The following is an 18871-nucleotide window of genomic DNA, read 5'->3' on the forward strand; positions in this document are numbered from 1 at the left end:
CGCGTGCCCCCCGGCCGTCCCGGCCCCGACCGCGCCCCCCTCGGCCGCACCGGCGCCTGGACCACCCGGCTCGCGTTCGGCGCGGCGGGCATCGGCAACCTCTACGGTCCCGTCACCGACGAGGACGCCGAACGGGCCCTCGCGACCGCCTGGGACCGGGGCGTCCGGTCCTTCGACACCGCGCCGCACTACGGCCTGGGCCTGTCCGAACGGCGGCTCGGCGCGTTCCTCGCGGACCGGCCCCGCGACGCGTACACCCTCTCGACGAAGGCCGGCCGCCTCCTCGTCCCCGCGCCCGGCGCGACCGGTGACGACCTCGCCCACGGCTTCGCGGTCCCCGCCGCGTACCGCAGGGTGTGGGACTTCAGCGCCGACGGCGTCCGGCGGAGCCTGGAGGAGAGCCTGGAGCGGCTCGGCCTCGACCGCGTCGACACCGTGTACCTGCACGACCCGGACGACCATGCGGACCAGGCCCTGCGCGAGGCGTACCCGGCCCTGGAGCGCCTGCGCGCCGAGGGCGTCGTCCGGGCCGTCGGGGTGGGCATGAACCAGACGGCGCTCCCGGCCCGCTTCGTCACCGAGACCGACGTCGACGTCGTGCTCCTCGCCGGCCGCTACACCCTGCTCGACCAGAGCGGCCTGTCCGGGCTGCTGCCGGCCGCCCTCGACCGGGGCGTGTCGGTCGTCGCCGGCGGGGTGTTCAACTCGGGCCTCCTCGCGGACCCCCGCCCCGGCGCCCCCTACGACTACGCCGCCGCGCCGCCGGAGACCCTGCGGCGGGCCCTGCGGCTCCAGGAGATCTGCCGGCGTCACGGCGTGCCCCTGAGAGCCGCGGCGGTCCGCTTCCCGCTGGCACACCCGGCGGTGGCGGGGGTCCTGCTGGGGCTGCGCAGCGCGGCGGAGGCCTCGGACGCCGCCGACCTGCTGGACCGCGACGTTCCCGCCGCGCTCTGGGACGAGCTGCGCCGCGAGGGCCACCTGCCCGCCCACGCCCCCGTCCCCGGCCCGGACGGGCGGGCCCGATGACGACCACCCCTCCGCCACGTCCCCACCCCACCCCCGGAGCCGAAGACCGATGAGAATCGCCCTGCACACCCGGGTCCGGACGGACCGCGTCACCGCCTACGAACAGGCGCACCGCGAGGTGCCCGCCGAGCTGACCCGGGCGATCCGGGAGGCCGGCTGCACCTCCTGGACCATCTGGCGCAGCGGAACGGACCTCTTCCACCTCCTGGAGTGCGAGGACTACGCCCGGCTCCTGGCCGAACTGGAGGAGCTGCCGGTCAACGTCGCCTGGCAGGCGCGCATGGCCGAACTCCTCGACGTCGTGCACGACTACTCCGGCGCGGGCGCGGACGCCGGCCTGCCCGTGGTGTGGGAACTGTGAGCGCGCCCCTCGTCGACGCCCACCACCACCTCTGGGACCTCGCCGTACGCGACCAGGACTGGATCACCGGCCCCGCCCTCGCCCCGCTGCGCCGCACCTTCTCGGAGAGCGACCTGCGGGCCGAGACCGACGCGGCGGGGGTGACGGCGACCGTCCTCGTCCAGACGGTGACCGTGGCCGGCGAGACCCCCGAGATGCTGGCCGTGGCCGGCGCCGGCGACCTCGTCGCCGGGGTGGTGGGCTGGACGGACCTGACGGCGCCCGGCGTCGCGGACGCCCTGGCCGCGCTGCGCGAACACCCCGGCGGCGAGCACCTCGTGGGCATCCGCCACCAGGTGCAGGCGGAACCGGACCCGGACTGGCTGCTGCGCCCCGACGTCCTGCGCGGCCTGCGGGCGGTGGCCGACGCCGGTCTCGCCTACGACCTGGTGATCCTCCCGCACCAGCTCCCCGCCGCGACCTCGATGGCGGCGGCGCTCCCCGGTCTCACCCTCGTCCTGGACCACGCGGCGAAACCGCCGGTCGCCACCGGGGAACTCGAACCGTGGGCGACCCGTCTGCGCGCCTTCGCCGCCCTGCCCCGCACCTTCTGCAAGCTCTCGGGACTGCTCACCGAGGCCGACTGGCGGACCTGGACGGTGCGGGACCTCCGCCCGTACGCCGGCGTCCTCCTCGACGCGTTCGGCCCGGACCGGCTGATGTTCGGCTCCGACTGGCCCGTCTGCACCCTCGCGGCCCCGTACGGGCGGACCCTGGCGACGGCGAGGGAACTCACGCGGGACCTCGGCCCGGCCGAACGGGAGGCGGTGTTCGGAGGCACCGCCCTCACCGCCTACCGCCTGGCGGAGACGCCCCGCGGAACACCCCGCTCCCCCTGACCGGCCGCCCCCCGGACCCGGCCCGGAGACCATCCGGAGCCCGGCCGCCGCCGGGGCGCGCGTCGTCGTCACCACGGCCCCGGGAGGAGGCGGAGCGGCCCCGGGAGGGTTCAGAGCGGGACGATCGTGACCTCGGTCGCCTTCACGCTCGTCCAGACGGACACCCCGTCCGCCAGGCCGAGTTCGGCGGCGGCCTGCGGGGTGATCTCGGCGACGAGGTCGGGCACCCGGTCCGAGGCGACGAGGACCCGCAGCCGACTGCCGCCGGCCGTGATCTCGCGCACGGTGCCGGGCCAGGCGTTGCGGGGACTGCCGCCGGGCTTCTCGCGGTGGACGGACACCGCCTCGGGAGGGACGACCGCGAGCGCCTCCGTGCCCGCCGGCAGGGTTTCGGCGGCGACCAGGACGCCCCCGCCCGCCGGTGCCAGGCCCTCGGCGGTCGCGGTGCCGGGCCAGGCGTTGCGGCCGAGCATCCGGGCCACCCAGGGGGAGCGGGGGTGCCGCGCGACCTCGGCGGGGGAGGCGTCCTGGAGCGCGCGCCCCTCGTCCAGGACGAGGACGCGGTCGGCGAGGGAGACGGCCTCCACGGGATCGTGGGTGACGATCAGGCAGACGCCGCCGAATCCGGCGAGGTGGGTGCGGAGGGTGTGCCGGACACGGGCCCTGGTCGTCTGGTCGAGGGCGGCCAGGGGCTCGTCGAGGACGAGGAGCCGGGGGAGCGCGGCCAGCGCGCGCGCGAGGGCGACCCGCTGGGCCTGCCCCCCGGAGAGCTGGGCCGGGCGCCGGTGGGCGAGGTGGCCGACACCGAGCCGGTCCAGCCAGGTCCGGGCCGCCCGGCGGGCCTCCGCCCGTCCGACGCCCCGGGCCCGCAGCCCGTACGCGGTGTTGGAGAGGGCGCTCATGTGGGGGAAGAGGGCGCCGTCCTGCGGCACCCAGGCGACCCGCCGCCGGTGCGGGGGCAGGGCGGTGACGTCGGTGTCGCCGAGCCGGAGGACGGCGTGCGCCCTCGGGGTGAGGCCGAGGAGGGCCCGGAGGAGCGTGGTCTTCCCGGCCCCGTTGGGGCCGACCACCGCGATGGTGGTGCCCGCCGCCGCGTCCAGGGTGAGCCGGGTGAACCCGGTGACCTCGGCGTGCAGGGGCCAGCGCCCGTCCCGTTCCTCCGGCACCGGCACCGGAGGAACGGGCGGGGCGGCCTCCTCGTCCGGGGCGGCCGGGGCCGGCCGGACGCGCTTCTCCGGGGAAGTCCCCGTCCAGCGGCCGCGCAGGGCGACGAGGACGCCCATGGCGACGGCGAGCAGGAGGAGCGAGACGGAGGTGGCGGCCGCGGGCTCGTCCTGGAGCAGCAGATAGACCTGGAGGGGCAGGGTCTGGGTGGTGCCGGGCAGGTTGCCCGCGAAGGTGATGGTGGCGCCGAACTCGCCGAGCGCCCGTGCCCAGGTCAGCGCCGCGCCCGCGACCAGACCGGGGGCGACCATGGGCAGCGTGACGGTGAGGAAGACCCGCACCGGCGGCGCGCCGAGCGAGGCGGCCGTCTCCTCGTACCGGGGCCGGAGCCCCCGCAGGGCGCCTTCGAGGCTGATGACCAGGAACGGCATGGAGACGAACGTGGCCGCGAGGACGGCGCCGGAGGTGTGGAAGGGCAGCGTGACGCCGAAGGCGTCCTCCAGCCAGGGGCCCAGGAGCCCGCGCCGCCCGAAGGCGAGAAGCAGCGCCACCCCGCCGACGGTGGGCGGCAGCACCATCGGCAGCAGGACGAGCGACCGGACGAACGTCCTGCCGGGGAACGGCACCCGGGCGAGCAGCCAGGCGAGCGGGACGCCGAGTACGAGGGAGAGGCCGAGCGCCCAGAACGACACGACGAGGGAGAGCCGCAGCGCCCGGACCGTTCCGGGCGCGCCGAGGTGCCCGGCCAGCTCGCCCCACTCCGTCCGCGCCAGGACGCCGGCCAGGGGGAGGACCAGGAACGCCACGGCCAGGAGGGCGGGCACGGCCAGCACGGCGGGCGGGCGGGCTCCGGCCGTGCGGGTGCCTGGTCGCTTCATCGGACGTCCCGGGAGGGTGAGGGGGGAGCGGGCCGCCGGTCTCCCCGCGGTACGGGCGGCCGCCGGGCCGCGAGGGCGGTCACGGCTTCAGGAACCCCGCGCCCCGGAGGATCTTCTGCGCTTCCGGCGAGCTCAGCCACGCGACGAACGCCGCCGCCTCCCCGGCGTTCTCCGACTGCTTGAGGGTAGCTGCCGGGTACGCGGCGACGGCGTTCCGCGCGTCGGGAATCCCGACGGCGTCGACCTCGTCCCCGGCGCTCTCGGCGTCGGTCTCGTAGACGAGTCCGGCGTCGGCCTCGCCGAGTTCGACCTTGCCGAGCACGGCCCGGACGTTCGGCTCCCGGGAGACCGGGCGCACCGTGATCCCCCGGGCGGCGAGGATCTTCGCGCCGTACGTGCCGGCCGGGACCCCGGGGGCGGCGAGGACGACCTTGAGCCGGGTGTCCGCGAGGTCCTCCAGCGCGTCGATCCTGAACGGATTGCCCTTTCCGACGGCGATGACCAGCCGGTTCCGGGCGATGACCACCGGGGTCCCGGTGTCGGCCCGCACCTTGTCCATGCTCCCGGTGTCGGCGGTGACCAGGGCGTCGGCCGGGGCGCCCTGGACGACCTGCGCGACGAGTTCCTGCGAGCCGGCGAAGGAGAAGGTGATCCGCGTCCCCGGGTGGGTCCTCTCGTAGGCCGCCCCGGCCGTCCTGAACGCGTCGGTCAGCGACGAGGCGGCCAGCACGGTCAGGTGCACCCGCGGCGCGGCGCTCGCGGACCCGCCGGCCCCCTTCGCGCCGCCGTCCGCGCAGGCGGCGAGCGGGAGGAGCAGGGCCGCGGCGAGGACGGCGGCGGCACGGCGGCGCGCCGTGGCGGGACCCGTGTCGGGCGCGTGCGCCGCCGGACCGGTGGTGAGGGGCTGCATGTGCGTCACGGTAGGGCGTTTCGGCCCGCATGTACAACCATTCTGTGCGTCCCTCCCTCGCTGATGCGAGAAGGATGGAGGAAGGGACGAAAGGGCCGGCCGGCCCGGCACCGGGGCGGCCGGCCCCTTCCGTGCGGGGCGCGGCGGATCACGCCGCCCTGCCGGAACCGCCGGGCGCGTGGGCGGTGAACACCCGGGGCAGGGAGCCGGGATGCTCGCGCGCGAGCCAGCGGACGAGTTCCTCCCGTACGGCGCAGCGGGTCGTCCACAGGTCGTCGGCGTCCTTGGCGGTCACGATCGCGCGGACCGTGATGGAGGTCGGCGAGGTGTCGGTGACGGCGAGGTCCCAGCCCCGCCCGTCCCAGGTCGGACAGGCGGCCAGGAAGGCGCGCAGGTGCTCCCGCATGAGGGCCACGGGGGTGGAGTGGTCGCAGTGGACGAAGACCGAGCCCGTCATCTGGGCGCCGCCCCGGGACCAGTTCTCGAACGGCCGGGAGGTGAAGTACGAGACGGGCAGCGTGACGCGGCGCTCGTCCCAGGTCCGGACCGTGAGGAAGGTGAGCGTCACCTCTTCCACGAGCCCCCACTCGCCGTCCACGACGACCGTGTCGCCGATGCGGACCATGTCGCCGAAGGCGATCTGGAACCCGGCGAAGAGGTTGCCCAGCGTCGACTGCGCCGCCACGCCGGCCACGATGCCGATGATCCCGGCCGAGGCGAGCAGGGACGTGCCGAGGGTCCGGAAGGACGGGAAGGTGACGAGGGCGGCGGCACCCGCGACCAGCCCCACGACGACGGAGACCACCCGCGTGATCAGCGTGACCTGGGTGCGGACCCGGCGCAGCCGCGCGGCGTCGCGCGCCCGCCCCGCGTAACGCGCGTACGAGGACTCCACGACGGCCGAGGCCGCCCGGACCGCCAGCCAGGCACCTCCTCCGATCAGGCCCAGGAGCAGGAGGTGACCCACCGTCCGGGCGTGCTCCTCCAGCGCCGGCACGCCCGACTCCGGGAAGGTCCACCGGAGCAGGGCGGCCAGCAGTACGACGAACAACGGCGTGCGGCAGCGCCTCAGCAGTCCCCACAGGGGCGTCCGGTGGTGACGTGCGTCCGCGTGCCGCGCCAGCAGGTCGGCCACGCGGACGACGGCGAACGCCGCCAGCGCGGAGCCGCCGACGGAGGCCGCCGTCCGAAGAAAGCTCTCCATGTGCTCCCCAGTCGATGAGTCGAACAGGTTCGCGAGGACGCCTCACCCCCGGCCGGTGCCCCAAACATCCCGCGACCCCGCCCGTGCCGCACCGCCCCGGGAGCTCCGCCGTTCGTGGCGGACGGGACGGCCCCGCCGCTCCGGCCCCCTCCGCGCAACCGCCGCTCCGTCGGGAGCCGTTCACGTTTCGGACACCTGAAACCGGCCAAGGGGCCGTCCGGATCGCGTACCCATGACGGAACCAGATGGAAGAGCGGTGCCCCGGGCGCGCGTGCGCGGTACCCGGGCGGGCCCCGGTACCGAGGGGCCCGCCCACGGCGCCGCCACAACCGAGAGGAACTCCCCGTGGACCGCAGGTTTCTGCTCACCGCCGCGACGGGCGCGGTGGGCATGGCCGCCGTCTCCCGGACACCGGCGAGCGCGACGGCCCCCGCCCACGCCGGGCCGGGACACCCGGTCAGCGTGTTCAACGTCATCAGCGACATCCAGGGCGACCTGCGGGACCTCGGTGTGGCCCTGGAGGACATGAACCGGACCAACCCCCGGAGCGCGGGCCTCGCCGTCGCCGGCGACATCACGCCGCGCGGGTACGACGCCGAGTACGCGGAGGTCTCGGCCGAACTCGCCCGCCACACCCACGCGCGGACGGTCGCCTGGGCCATCGGCAACCACGAGTTCTACGTCCCCAAGTGGCGCGACCCGTCGACCCTCTCCCAGGAGACCTGGCCCAACGGCACCACGGAGGACTCCCTCTTCCGGAGCTTCTACCGCTTCGCCGGCCGCAACACGGTGCACGCGGAGCACTCGTTCGGCGGGATTCCGGTGCTGAGCCTCGGCACCGAGAAGTACATGCACTACCACGACCCGAAGCTCTGGGACGAGGTGTGGCTCAGCGACGCGCAGCTCACCTGGCTCGAACAGCGCCTCGCGTACTGGGCCCGCCGGCGCAAGCCCGTCATGGTCGTCACGCACCACCCGCTCCCCAACACCGTCTCCGGCAGCCACAACCGCCTGTACGCGCACGACTACCTCCAGGCGGACCGGCTGCTCGGCGTCCTCGGCCGCCACCGCGACGTCTTCCTCTTCTGCGGACACACCCACTGGGACCTCGGCCTGTCGGACTGGTACGTCCGCAGGGTCGTCCCCGGCACCGCCAACCTGGACGGCTTCTCCGTGATCAACACGGGGGCCGTGCAGACGGGTTACACGGACGACGGCAAGGGCGGCGAGGTCTCCGTCCCCGGCACGTTCAACCAGGGGCTCCAGGTCGAGGTCTTCCACGACCGGGTCGTCGTCAAGGCGCGCGACTTCGCCGCGGGCAGCTGGCTGAAGCAGGTCACGGTCCCGCTCTCGACCCGGATCTGAACCCCCGGGCGCGGCCGGAGACGGGGTCCCCGGACGCCGGCGCCGCCCGCGCCCGGCGCTCCCCGGTTACGCCGTCCGGCCCCGGGGACCGACCGGTACGGGTGACCGGAGGCCCGCCGGCGGTGACCTCCGGACGGACCGGTCGTTGCTGACGGACGTGAAGAAGACGCTTCTGGCGGCCCTCGTGGCCGCGTCCGTGACGGCCCTGATCGCCCCGTCCGCCGCCACCGCGGTTCCCGCCGCCGTCCGGCCCGCCGCCCCGTCCGACGCCCGTGCGCGGGAGACCGCCGAAGCGAAGACGCGGTGGCCCGAGACGCTCGGCCTGCCGAGGGCCTGGGCCAGAAGGGTGATCCTGCGGGACCGGCCCGACCTGAGGGTCGTGTACCTCCCGGAGGGGGCCCTGGTCACCATGGAGTACGACGAGAACCGCGTGCGCGTCTTCCACGACCCGTACGGCCTCGTCACCCTGGTCCCCACCGTCGGCTAGGACCCGAAGGACCCCGGCCCACCGCCCCCGTCCGGCCCCGGCCCACCGCCCCCCGGCTCTCCGGTCTCCGGCCCCGCGCCTCCGGGCCCCGGGCCGGAGGGCTTCCTCCCGCGTACGGCGGCGCCGCCCTTCACCCGATCGCCCGCACAGGTGTCGTCACCACCACCGGGCGGTGACGATGGCCGCATCGGCCATCGAGAAGACAAGGGCGTCGCATGGTTCAGGGATTTTCCAGAGAGCCGGGAACCCACGGCCCGCTGACCGAGGTCGGACCGGAGGGAACCAGGAAGATCACCTTCTGGGCGGCCGCGATCGCGCTGGGCGGTTTCCTGTTCGGTTTCGACACGGGAGTCGTCTCCGGAGCGCTGCTGTACATCAAGGACGACTTCGACCTCAACTCCTTCGAGCAGGGCAGCGTGGTCAGCGTCCTGCTCATCGGAGCGGTGATCGGCGCCACCTCGGCGGGCCGCCTCGCCGACCGGTTCGGACGGCGCAAGGCCCTGCGCCTCATCGGCTTCGTGTTCCTCGTCGGCACCGCGATCGCGGCCCTGGCGAACGGGTACCTGATGCTCATGGCGGGCCGGATCGTCCTCGGCCTCTCCGTCGGCGCGGCGTCCGCGACGGTGCCGGTCTACCTCTCGGAGATCTCCCCGACGAAGATCCGCGGCCGGACGCTCACCATGAACCAGCTCATGATCACGATCGGCATCCTGGTCGCGTACCTCGTCAACCTCGCCTTCTCGAGCAGCGAGATGTGGCGGGCGATGTTCGCCGTGGGCGCGATCCCCGCCCTGCTCATGGTCGCGGCCACGCTGTGGCTGCTGCCCGAGTCGCCCCAGTGGCTGATCGCCCACGGCCAGGCGGACGCGGCACGCCGGGGGATCGCCGCGCTGACGGACGACGCGACGGCGGACGAACTGGTCCGGCGGGCCCGGGAACGCATGGACGCGGAGCGCCGGAAGCAGGAGCGGAAGGAGGCGACGGGCGGGCAGGGAATCCGGCGGCTGACGGCCCCGGACGTACGGCCCGCCCTGATCGTCGGCCTCACCCTGGCGGCCGTACAGCAGTTCGCCGGCATCAACACGATCATCTACTACGCGCCGACCATCATCCAGCAGACCGGCCTCAACGCGTCGAACGCCATCTTCTACTCGGTGTTCATCGGCCTGATCAACCTGATCATGACGCTGGTGGCGATCAAACTGGTGGACCGGGTGGGACGCCGGCCCATGGTCCTCGTCTCGCTCGGCCTGATGGCGGTCTCGATCTTCCTGCTGGGCCTCGCGTTCGTCGTGGGCATGAACTCGGGGCTGACCCTGATGTTCATGGTGATCTACATCGCCGCCTTCGCGGGCGGTCTCGGCCCCGTCTTCTGGACGCTGATCGGGGAGATCTTCCCGCCGTCCGTCCGGGCCGAGGGATCGAGCCTGTCCACGGCGGTCAACTGGGTGTCCAACTTCGTCGTCAGCCTCGTCTTCCTGCCGCTGGCCAACCTCATCGGCCAGGGCGAGACCTTCTGGATCTTCGCGGGAATCTGCCTGCTCGCGTTCCTCTTCGTCGGCCGGTACCTGCCCGAGACCAGGGGCCGGAACGCCGAGCAGATCGAGAAGGCCCTCGACGCCCGCTTCAAGCACGCCCCGGACCGGTCGGACGGGCCCCGGGGGACGACCTCCCCGCAGAAAGGACGCTCGCGATGAGCGACACCCTCCTCGGTCCCGCCGACCTCGAACGCGCCGACGCCCTCGTGCTCTTCGGCATCACCGGCGACCTCACCAAGAAGATGCTGTTCCCCGCGCTGTACCGCCTCGCCGAGGACGGCAGGCTCACCGTCCCCGTCATCGGCGTGGCCGCCGGCGACTGGGACGACGACGCGCTGCGCCGGCACGCCCGGGAGTCGATCGCCGCCGCCGTCCCCGACTTCGACCAGGACGTTTTCGACCGGTTCGCGAGGGGCCTCTCCATCGTCACCGGCGACTTCACCGACCGGGACACCTTCGCCCGGCTGCGCGAGGCCGTCTCCGGACACGACTTCGTGGTCCACTACCTGGCGATCCCCCCGACCCTGTTCACCACCGTCGCCCACGCCCTGGCCGAGGCGGGCCTGAACCGCGACTCCCGCCTGGTGGTCGAGAAGCCGTTCGGCCACGACCTGGAATCGGCGCGGAAGCTCCAGGAGGACCTGAACACCTGCTTCGACGACCACCACCTGCTGCGGGTGGACCACTTCCTGGGCAACACCGCGGTGGAGAGCCTGATGGTCGCCCGCTTCGCCAACACCCTGCTGGCCCCGATCTGGCACCGCTCCTACGTCGACAACGTCCAGATCACCCTCGCCGAGGACTTCGACGTCGCCGACCGCGGCTCCTTCTACGACTCCGTGGGCTGCCTGCGCGACGTCGTCCAGAACCACATGCTCCAGGTCCTCGCCTTCCTCGCGATGGACCCGCCCAGCGCCTCCGACGCCCGCGCCCAGGGCCTGGAGAAGTGGCGGGTGCTGCACGCCACCCGCGCGATGGACCCCGCCGCCACCGTACGCGGCCAGTACGACGGCTACCTCGACGTCAAGGGCGTCGAACCGGGCTCCACCACCGAGACGTACTTCGCCACCCGCCTGTTCATCGACAACTGGCGCTGGTCCGGCGTCCCCTTCTACCTGCGCAGCGGGAAGTCCCTGGCCGTGACCGCGACCGAGGTGATCGTCCAGCTCCGCACGCCCCCGCTGGAACTCTTCGGCGTCGGCGCCGCGGACACCCCGCCCAACCTCATCCGCTTCCGCATCGACGGCGACACCGGCCTCCGGGCCGACCTGGTGCTCCGCAAGCCCGAGAAGGGCGTGAAGCACCCGATGACCGTGCCCATCGGCGTCGACTTCGCCAAGGTCCTCGGACGACAGGAACTCCCGTACGAGAACATCCTCCGGGGCGCCGTCGTCGGCGACCCCGAGTGCTTCGCCTTCTTCCCCGCGATCCTGGAGTGCTGGCGGATCGTCACCCCCGTCCTCGACCCCGCCGAACCGCCCCTGCGGTACGCCCCGGGGAGCTGGGGACCGGAACAGGCCGACCGGCTCCCCGGCCTCGCACAGTGGCACCAGCCGGGACGGCGCCTCTTCGAGGACATCCGCTGACGGACCCGCACCCCGCCCGGACCCCGGGCGGGCCGGGCCGCCCGGGACGGAAAGGGGACGATGGCCAAGGTCTGGAGGCGCGTCGGGGACAACCTGTGGCCGGTGGCCCAGCAGGCCGTGGCCGCCGCCCTGTCCTGGTGGATCGCCGACGACATCATCGACCACCACGTGCCCCTGTTCGCCCCGATCGCCACCCTCGTGGCGCTCAACACCCCCCTCGGCGGACGCGGGACCAACACCGTACGGGTCCTGTTCGGCGTCACCACCGGGGTCGTCGTCGGAGAGCTCTCCTTCGCCCTCGGCGGACAGGGCACCGTCACCATCGGCGTGGCCGTGCTGTGCGCGCTCCTCGTCGCGCTGGTCCTCGACGGCGAACGCATCACCATGGCCCAGGCCGCCGTGGGGGCCGTCATCTGCGTCGCCGGCGGGCGGCAGGCGGGCGTCGACCGCGTCCTGGACGCCCTCCTCGGCGGCGCCGTCGCACTCGTCTTCAGCCAGCTCCTCTTCCCCGTGCACCCCCTCGCCCTGCTCAGGAGGGCGGAGTCCGCCACCCTGACCGGCCTGGCGAACGCCCTCGACTTCACGGCGCGCGAACTGGACGCCTCGGACGACGAGAGGACCTTCCGCACCTGGGACGAGGTGCGCGCGGTGTACACGCTCCTCGGCGACCTGGACCGGGCGCGCGGCGACAGCCTCGACGTCACCGGCCGCACCCTCCACCGGAGGCGCGGCCGGGAACCCCTGACCCATGAGACGGCCACCGCGCTGCAGCTCGACATGCTCGGCCACAGCTGCTTCACCCTCATCCGCCGCGCCCTCTCCCTGGACACCCGCCGCCGGCAGGAGTTCGCCCCGACGCTGCGGGCCCTGTCGGGCGTCCTGGGCGCCCTCGCCGCCGCCCCCGGGAGCCGCGCGGTGCGCCGGCACGCGACCCGCTGGGTCCTGGACGTCGTCCGCGACGCCCCCGACGCCGGACCCGCGCCCACGGTCGCCGTGTGGGAGAACGTACGGCTGGTCGCCCAGGACGTCCTGGTCTTCGCGGGCGTCGACGCCGAGGCCGCCGACCGGGCCGTCCGCGAAGGCACCCGGGAGGTTCCCGTCCCCGAACCGCCGCACCAGCCCCGGTCCCTCCGGTCCCTCCGGCCCTTCCGGGCGAGACGGCGCGGCGCGTGAACGCGGGAGCCGGGCGCCCGCCGCCCCGTGCCGCCGCTACCGCACCGGAACCGTGCCGTCCGGCATCTCCTGCTCCGCCCAGATCGTCTTGCCGTGCCGGGTGTAGCGGCAGCCCCACCGCGTGGTGAGCTGGGCGACCAGATACAGGCCCCGGCCCCCCTCGTCGGTGAGCAGGGCCCGGCGCATCCGCGGCTGGGTGGCGCTCGGGTCGGACACCTCGCAGATCAGACGGCCCGCCCGGATCAGGCGCACCTCGACCGGGCCGCCCGCGTAGCGGATGGCGTTGGTGACCAGCTCGCTCAGGACGAGTTCGGTGGTGAAGGCCAGTTCCGCCAGCCCCCACGCGTCCAGCTGCCGGGTCGCCGCCTCGCGCACCTCGCCCACGGCGGCCGGGTCGGAGGCCACCGGCCAGGCGACGTGGTCCCCGGGCGGCAGCGCGCGGGTGCGGGCGAGCAGCAGGGTGACGTCGTCGGTGAGGCGGCGGGAGGGACGGTCGGCGACGATCTCGCGGCCGAGGTCCCGCAGCGGGGTGTCGAAGACCCCCGGGGCCGACAGGCGGCGCGCCAGCTCGGCCATGCCCTCGTCGACGTCGCGTTCGCGGGTCCCGATCAGCCCGTCGGTGTAGAGGGCGAGGACGCTCCCCGGCGCCACGTCGACCTCGGCCGTCTCGAAGGGCAGCCCGCTCACGCCCAGGGGCGGACCCGGATTCACGGGGACGAAGGAGACGGGCCCGTCCGGGGCGGCCACGGCCGGCGGGGGGTGTCCGGCGGAGGCCGCGGCGAGCCGCCGGGAGACCGGGTCGTAGATGGCGTACAGACAGGTGGCGCCGATGGGGTCGGTCCGGGGGCGGACGGGTTCCGCCGCGTCGCCGGGCTCGTCGGCCCCGTCGCTCCCGCCGGTCTCCACGCCGAGCTGGGAGACCAGGTCGTCCAGGTGCACCAGCAGTTCGTCCGGCTCCAGATCGAGGTCGGCGAGGGTGCGGACCGCGGTGCGCAGGCGCCCCATCGTGGCCGTGGCCGCGAGACCGTGCCCGACGACGTCACCGGCGACCAGGGCGACCCGGGCGGAGGAGAGCGGGATCACGTCGAACCAGTCGCCGCCGACGCCGGTTCCGGTGTCGGCGGGCAGGTAGACGCCGGCGGTGGTCACGGCGACGGTCTCGGCCTGCGACGGCGGCAGCAGACTGCGCTGGAGCCCCACGGACGCGCGGTGTTCACGGGTGTAGCGGCGGGCGTTGTCCAGGGCCAGGGCGGCGTGCCCGGCGATCTCGTGCAGCAGGTGCAGGTCGGCCGCCTCGTAGGACGGTTCGCCGGTGCCGCGGTGGACGGTCACGCGCCCGAGCACGCTGCCCCGGGCGCGCAGCGCGACGGTCATCGAGGTGAGCGGATCGAAGGGCGCGCCGGGGGCGTCGGGCCTGGCCAGGACGACGTGGTCGAGCGGGGCCTCCGCGCTCCCGCGGCCGGCGACGGCGGTGCGGCGCAGGGGCATGCTGCCGTCCGGGGCGGGGACGGGCTCCTCCCCGGTGAACACCGCCTCCGCGATCTCCACCACGGCCAGGCCGGCCACCGCGGGCACGAGCGCCGAGGCCAGGTCCTCGGCGGTGCCGACGACCGACAGCGAGCCGCCCACGGCCGCGGTCACGCGGTGCAGCACGGAGAGGCGCTCACCGGTGCGGCGCAGTTCGGTGACGTCCGTGAACAGCGCGGTCACGCCGAACACCTGTCCCTCGGGCGTCTGCAGCCGGAACGCCGAGACGGCCATCACCACCCCGCCCCCCGGCTCCTGGAGCGTGCGGACCGTCTCCTCCGCCCGCACCAGCGGCAGTCCCGTCCGCAGCACCTCGCGCAGGTGCCGCTCCAGGACCGCCGCGTCCTCGGCGTGCAGGAAGTCCGTCAGCCGCAGGCCGCGCAGGTCCGGTCCGAGCCCGGTGTACGGCAGGAGATGGGTGTTGGTCCTGACCAGCCGCAGTTCCGTGTCGAACACGGCCAGGCCCAGCCGGTCCTGGAGGAACAGTTCGGTGGTGAACGCCTGGTCCTGTCTCCAGCGGGCCGCCGTTCCCTCCGGAGCCGCGAGGACGAAGTACCGCGCCGGCCCCGTGCCCTCCCCGGCGTCCGCGAGCGGCAGGACCTGGAAGTCGACCCGCAGCCCCTCGCCCCCGCCCGTGCGCACCACGGCCTCGCCGGACCAGGCTTCCGTACGCCGTTCGGGTGGGGGTGAGGGCGCGGACCGGGGGCCCGGGTCCTCCAGCAGTTCCCGGATGTGACGTCCGCAGACCCGGTCGGCGGGCAGGGAGAGCAGTTCCGCAGCCGCGGGCGTCCAGCCGATGATCCGGCCCTCCGCGTCGAGCAGCGCCCCGGCGGCCTCACCGGCGAAGGGCAGTCCGTGGTGGTCCGGCGCGAAGGGCGGGATCTGGTCGTCCACCTCGTGCTCTGCCTCCCTCGCGCGCCACGGCACTCCGGCGCGGACTCGCCCGGGCGTTTCCCTCACGTCGCGTCCGGCCTTCCGCCGCGCGGGGCCGGACCCCTCCATCATCCCCCGGCGCGTTCCGCCCGCCAGTCGGGCCGGGCCGCCCCGGCGCCGCTCCCCCCGGCCCGGACCCGCGCGTTCCCCGCCAGGACGGGTCCGCCGGCGCCTCCGGCCGCGCCGGCGCGATCCCGGTGGTCAGGTCCTCCACCGGTCCCGTCGCGGACCGGGCGTACGGCCCCGGGGCCCCGGGGCCGTCCACGCGTCGTGGATCTCCGCCCCGGCGGCATGGTGCGGGACGTGCGGCCACGCCGCGCCGCGCCGGAACTCCCGCACCGCGGCCCGCCTCCGGGGGGGGGGTGACGGAACCGGTGCCGGTACCCGGTTCTACGCCGGGGGCGGCGGAACCGGTGCCGGCACCCGGTCCTACGCCGGTCCGGTCCCCGCCCCGCGTCCTGCGGCGCTCCGGTCCGCGAGGGGGCGGGCGGCGCGGCCCGGACGCTGGGGCGCCGGGAGTTCGACCCGGCCGAAGAGGAGGGCGTAGCCGGGAGGGAGCTGCCCGACGATGCGGTCGACCAGATCGGTGCCCGCCAGCTGGGCGACGGGGCCGAGGACGGCGCCGACGTCCCAGCGGGTGGTGGCGGGGCTGCCGCCGGTGCGCCGGGCGAGGTCCTTGACGAACTCCCAGCCGGTGAGGGGGGTGGTGGCGGGGACCTGGGCGGTGAGGGCCAGGGCCGCCTCGACGGGGAGACGGGCCGCGAGGTCGACCCGCTCGTCCCCCACGAGCTGCCGCCCCAGGGCGGCCAGCACGGAGCGGACGGACTTCTCGGCGCGTTCGCGGGTGGGGTAGGCGCCCTCGTAGCGGACGCGTTCGAGCAGGCCGGTGTAGGACGTTCCGCCGCGGGCGGGCGCGGGCGCGGAGGGCGTGGTCTCGGTCTGGAGGGTCATGGTGACGGGAATCGCCGTTCTCTTCGGGCCCGGCCGCTCGGGCCGGGCGGAGCGAACAGGTTTCGACGGGGCGGGCCGGCTCTACCGGGACGGGTGGGGCCGGCCGAACAGGAGGTCGTAGCCGGGTGGGAGCTGGAGGAGCATCCGGTCGGTCAGTTCCTCTCCGGCGGCGTCGGCGGCGACGCTGAGGACGGCGCCGACGTCCCAGGCCGCGGTCCGTTCGGTGGCCCCCTCGATCCAGGCGGCCGTCGCGCGCACGAAGCGTTCCGGCGAGAGCGGTTCGGCGGCCTGGAGGGGGTTGAGCAGGACGACGGCGAAGGTCTCGGGGAGGCGGGCGGCGAGCGCGGCCCGCACGTCGCCGACCAGATGGGCGCCGAGCAGCGCCAGTACGACACGGGCCGCGCGCTCGGCCTCCTGGGGCGTGTCGTAGTCACCGCGCTCCTGGACACGGTCGAGGAACGCGTGCCACCGCAGTCTCATCACGGCCCCTTCCTTCGGGTGGGGGAGGCGGGTGGCGGGGGCGGAGGGAGGGAAGGGCGGGTTCCCGTCCTCCGCTCCCCGCCTCGTGCGGATCAGCCGCTGATCTGCTTGCGGCCGTCGCCCCGGCCGACGGCGATCTTGCGCGGCTTCGCGCGCTCGGCGATCGGAATGCGCAGCGTGAGGACGCCCGACTCGTAGTCGGCCGTGATCTTCTCGGTGTCGAGCGTGTCGGCCAGCATCAGCTGCCGGGAGAAGACGCCGAGGGGCCGCTCGGACAGTTCCATCTGGACGTCGTCGGACTTCGCGACGGGGCGCCGCTCGGCCTTCACCGTCAGCATGTTCCGCTCGACGTCGATGTCGATGGCGTCCGTCGACACGCCGGGGAGGTCCATGACGATCACGTACGCGTCGCCTTCGCGGTAGGCGTCCATCGGGACCGCGGAAGGACGGGACCACGTGCCGTTCGTCCCCAGCATCTGCTGCGTGAGGCGGTCGAGTTCGCGGAACGGATCGGTGCGCATCAACATCGCGAAACACCTCCAGTCGGGTCGGGCAGTGACTGCCAATGCGCTTCACCTGACTCCGTTGTAACATGTCAACGGATGGACGACAACTCCAGAAGCAACGGATGGACGACATCATCATTGTCAATGGACCGACGACAGATGGAGAGGGCGTGATCCCATGACAGGAGCTGACCACCCCGTCACCTTCCGTGCGGCCCTCACGGCCCTCACCGCGATGGACGAGACCGTGCGGAAGGCCCGGTCCGCTCCGGACGCGCCCCCGGACACCCGCCCCGACACGTCCTCCGAGGAGGCGCTCGCGGCCCTCCTGCTCCTGCGCGAGCTGCGCGAACAGCTCGCCGGGTGGGAGCCCGGCCTCATCGAGGCCGCCCGCGACGCGGGCGCCAGCTGGGCCGAGCTGGCCCACCCCCTGGGCGTCACCAGCCGGCAGGCGGCCGAGCGCCGTTATCTGCGGGTGCGCCCCGGGCACCCCGGCACCACCGGGGAGCAGCGCGTCCAGGCCACCCGCGACCGCCGCGCGGCCGACCGCACGGTCACCGCCTGGGCCCGGGACAACGCGTTCGACCTGCGCCAGCTCGCCGGGCAGATCACCGCCCTCGACGCCCTCCCCGCCGCCCTCCGGCACGACCTCGGCGAAGCCCTCGCGGACAGCGACCCCGCCCTCCTCCTGAAACCCCTCGCCCGCACCCGGCGCCACCTGGCCCCCCGCCACCCGGACCTGGCCGAACGCGTCGACACGCTCACCCGGCACACCGAGGTCCTCCGCGACGAGAGCGACCAGCGCCGCTCCGGTGTCCCGCAGTCCTGACCGGACGCCGCGGCCGTCGCCACCCGTACCGCCCCGGGAAGCACCGCTCCGGTGTGCGGGCGGGCGCGACGGCAAGGGGGGGTGACAGGCCGGGGGGGGGGGGGCCCGCCCCCCCCCCCGCCGCGGCCCCCGCCCGCCCCCCCCCCCCGCCGCGGGGGGGCCCCCCCCCCGCCGGGCCCCCGGCCCCCCGCGCCCGCGCCCCCCCGCGGGCCCGCCCCCCCCCCCCCCCGCCGCCCCGCCCGGCGCCCCCCCCCCCCCCCCCCCGCCGCCCACCCCCGTAAGGGCCGGACGGCGCAGTCAGCGCGCCGGACGGGGAGCGCGCGACCACCACCGGCGCCGGGTGCGCGGGTGCACCGCGCGGCCCATGCGGCGGCCGACGAGCAGGTAGCCGAGCAGGGCACCGGTGGTGTTCAGCAGGACGTCGTCGATGTCGAAGGCGCGTCCCGTGATGAGGGCGCCCTGGACCAGTTCGACGAGCAGCATCGTCACGACCGTGAGCAGGCCCACGCGCACCAGACCGCGGGTTCTGGGGGAGAGCAGGGGCAGCAGGACGCCGAACGGCACGCCGAGCAGCACGTTGCCGCCCACCTGCTTCACCGTCTCCACGAAGCCCGGCTGCCGCAGATACGCGCGGATGGAGCTGCCCGGCGTCAGATTGCTGTGGGTGAGGGAGACGGAGGCCGGTGACGCGTTCAGGGTGAGTCTGGCCAGGACGATCGCGAAGGCCACCATGCCCGCGAGGGCGACCAGCGCCACCAGCGCCCGCACCACCGGACCCGGTCCGCGCCGTACCGCCCCCTCCTCCACCGGAGCGGGCCGGGGAGGCCGGGACGGCCGCGACCACCGGGACGGCTTCGACCACGCGGACGGCTTGGGCCACCGGGACTGCCCCGGCCGCCGGGGCGGCTCGGACGGATGGGGCGGACCGGGCGGCCGAGGCGGCTCGGGAGGCGCGCCGTCCGTCTTCGCCGCCTCGCTCCCGCTCCGGCCGCGTCTCCACATCCTCATGTGCCGCCCCCCATCATCGTCACCGGGTCTCCTCGGACGAGGAAGACCAGGACTTCTCCGAGGAGGT

17 protein-coding genes are annotated in these 18871 nt (G+C 74.9%); 9 read left to right on the plus strand and 8 right to left on the minus strand.

Annotated elements, in window-relative coordinates; all coding sequences use genetic code 11:
- Positions 1-3: 3 nt before the first annotated feature.
- The 3 genes from ACZ3IL_RS20535 to ACZ3IL_RS20545 are packed head-to-tail and all read left to right on the plus strand — an operon-like array spanning position 4 to position 2265.
- Positions 4-1026 carry an aldo/keto reductase gene (locus ACZ3IL_RS20535; protein ID WP_467391898.1) on the plus strand — a complete coding sequence of 341 codons (1023 nt, stop codon included), beginning with the start codon at positions 4-6 and terminating at the stop codon, positions 1024-1026.
- Positions 1027-1075: 49 nt separating this feature from the next.
- Positions 1076-1387, plus strand: a complete 312-nt coding sequence (locus ACZ3IL_RS20540; RefSeq protein WP_467391900.1) for an L-rhamnose mutarotase — start codon at positions 1076-1078, stop codon at positions 1385-1387.
- A complete protein-coding gene (locus ACZ3IL_RS20545) occupies positions 1384-2265 on the plus strand; it encodes an amidohydrolase family protein (RefSeq protein WP_467391902.1) in 882 nt (293 codons plus the stop codon). The genes ACZ3IL_RS20540 and ACZ3IL_RS20545 overlap by 4 nt, the downstream gene beginning before the upstream one ends.
- A 110-nt stretch (positions 2266-2375) precedes the next feature.
- On the opposite strand, the gene ACZ3IL_RS20550 is transcribed toward ACZ3IL_RS20545, so the two are convergent.
- The 3 genes from ACZ3IL_RS20550 to ACZ3IL_RS20560 form a co-directional block, all read right to left on the minus strand.
- Positions 2376-4307, minus strand: a complete 1932-nt coding sequence (locus tag ACZ3IL_RS20550) for an ABC transporter permease (RefSeq protein WP_467391904.1) — start codon at positions 4305-4307, stop codon at positions 2376-2378.
- A 79-nt stretch (positions 4308-4386) separates the two neighbouring features.
- Positions 4387-5217, minus strand: a complete 831-nt coding sequence (gene modA / locus ACZ3IL_RS20555) for a molybdate ABC transporter substrate-binding protein (protein ID WP_467391906.1) — start codon at positions 5215-5217, stop codon at positions 4387-4389.
- 148 nt (positions 5218-5365) lie between these two features.
- Positions 5366-6421 carry a mechanosensitive ion channel family protein gene (locus ACZ3IL_RS20560; protein WP_467391908.1) on the minus strand — a complete coding sequence of 352 codons (1056 nt, stop codon included), beginning with the start codon at positions 6419-6421 and terminating at the stop codon, positions 5366-5368.
- A gap of 345 nt (positions 6422-6766) precedes the next feature.
- On the opposite strand from ACZ3IL_RS20560, the gene ACZ3IL_RS20565 reads away from it, so the two are divergent.
- From ACZ3IL_RS20565 to ACZ3IL_RS20585, 5 genes are all read left to right on the plus strand, one after another.
- On the plus strand, positions 6767-7786 hold the full coding sequence (locus ACZ3IL_RS20565; protein ID WP_467391910.1) for a metallophosphoesterase family protein: 1020 nt from the start codon (positions 6767-6769) through the stop codon (positions 7784-7786).
- A gap of 157 nt (positions 7787-7943) precedes the next feature.
- On the plus strand, positions 7944-8273 hold the full coding sequence (locus tag ACZ3IL_RS20570) for a serine protease inhibitor (protein ID WP_467391912.1): 330 nt from the start codon (positions 7944-7946) through the stop codon (positions 8271-8273).
- Between the two features lie 215 nt (positions 8274-8488).
- Positions 8489-9970 (plus strand): sugar porter family MFS transporter, encoded by a 1482-nt coding sequence (locus ACZ3IL_RS20575; RefSeq protein WP_467391914.1) that lies wholly within the window; start codon positions 8489-8491, stop codon positions 9968-9970.
- Positions 9967-11397, plus strand: coding sequence for a glucose-6-phosphate dehydrogenase (gene zwf / locus ACZ3IL_RS20580; RefSeq protein ID WP_467391916.1), 1431 nt, complete (start codon positions 9967-9969; stop codon positions 11395-11397). Before ACZ3IL_RS20575 ends, zwf begins: the two co-directional genes overlap by 4 nt.
- Positions 11398-11457: 60 nt before the next feature.
- Positions 11458-12570: an FUSC family protein gene (locus ACZ3IL_RS20585; protein WP_467391918.1), complete on the plus strand. Its 1113-nt coding sequence runs from the start codon at positions 11458-11460 to the stop codon at positions 12568-12570.
- 36 nt (positions 12571-12606) lie between these two features.
- On the opposite strand, the gene ACZ3IL_RS20590 is transcribed toward ACZ3IL_RS20585, so the two are convergent.
- The 4 genes from ACZ3IL_RS20590 to ACZ3IL_RS20605 form a co-directional block, all read right to left on the minus strand.
- Positions 12607-14991: a SpoIIE family protein phosphatase gene (locus tag ACZ3IL_RS20590; protein WP_467391920.1), complete on the minus strand. Its 2385-nt coding sequence runs from the start codon at positions 14989-14991 to the stop codon at positions 12607-12609.
- Positions 14992-15459: 468 nt separating this feature from the next.
- Positions 15460-15981 carry a DUF2267 domain-containing protein gene (locus tag ACZ3IL_RS20595; RefSeq protein WP_467391921.1) on the minus strand — a complete coding sequence of 174 codons (522 nt, stop codon included), beginning with the start codon at positions 15979-15981 and terminating at the stop codon, positions 15460-15462.
- 81 nt (positions 15982-16062) lie between these two features.
- Positions 16063-16461, minus strand: a complete 399-nt coding sequence (locus tag ACZ3IL_RS20600) for a DUF2267 domain-containing protein (protein WP_467391922.1) — start codon at positions 16459-16461, stop codon at positions 16063-16065.
- A gap of 92 nt (positions 16462-16553) precedes the next feature.
- A complete protein-coding gene (locus ACZ3IL_RS20605) occupies positions 16554-16988 on the minus strand; it encodes an Hsp20/alpha crystallin family protein (RefSeq protein WP_467391924.1) in 435 nt (144 codons plus the stop codon).
- Between the two features lie 157 nt (positions 16989-17145).
- On the opposite strand from ACZ3IL_RS20605, the gene ACZ3IL_RS20610 reads away from it, so the two are divergent.
- Positions 17146-17796, plus strand: a complete 651-nt coding sequence (locus ACZ3IL_RS20610; protein ID WP_467391926.1) for a type III effector protein — start codon at positions 17146-17148, stop codon at positions 17794-17796.
- 297 nt (positions 17797-18093) lie between these two features.
- Here ACZ3IL_RS20610 and ACZ3IL_RS20615 read toward each other — a convergent pair whose 3' ends face one another.
- Complete coding sequence (locus ACZ3IL_RS20615; RefSeq protein WP_467391928.1) at positions 18094-18804, minus strand: VanZ family protein; 711 nt, start codon at positions 18802-18804, stop codon at positions 18094-18096.
- Positions 18805-18871: the final 67 nt, after the last annotated feature.

It is taken from the genome of Streptomyces sp. NPDC014907 (genome assembly GCF_055562975.1).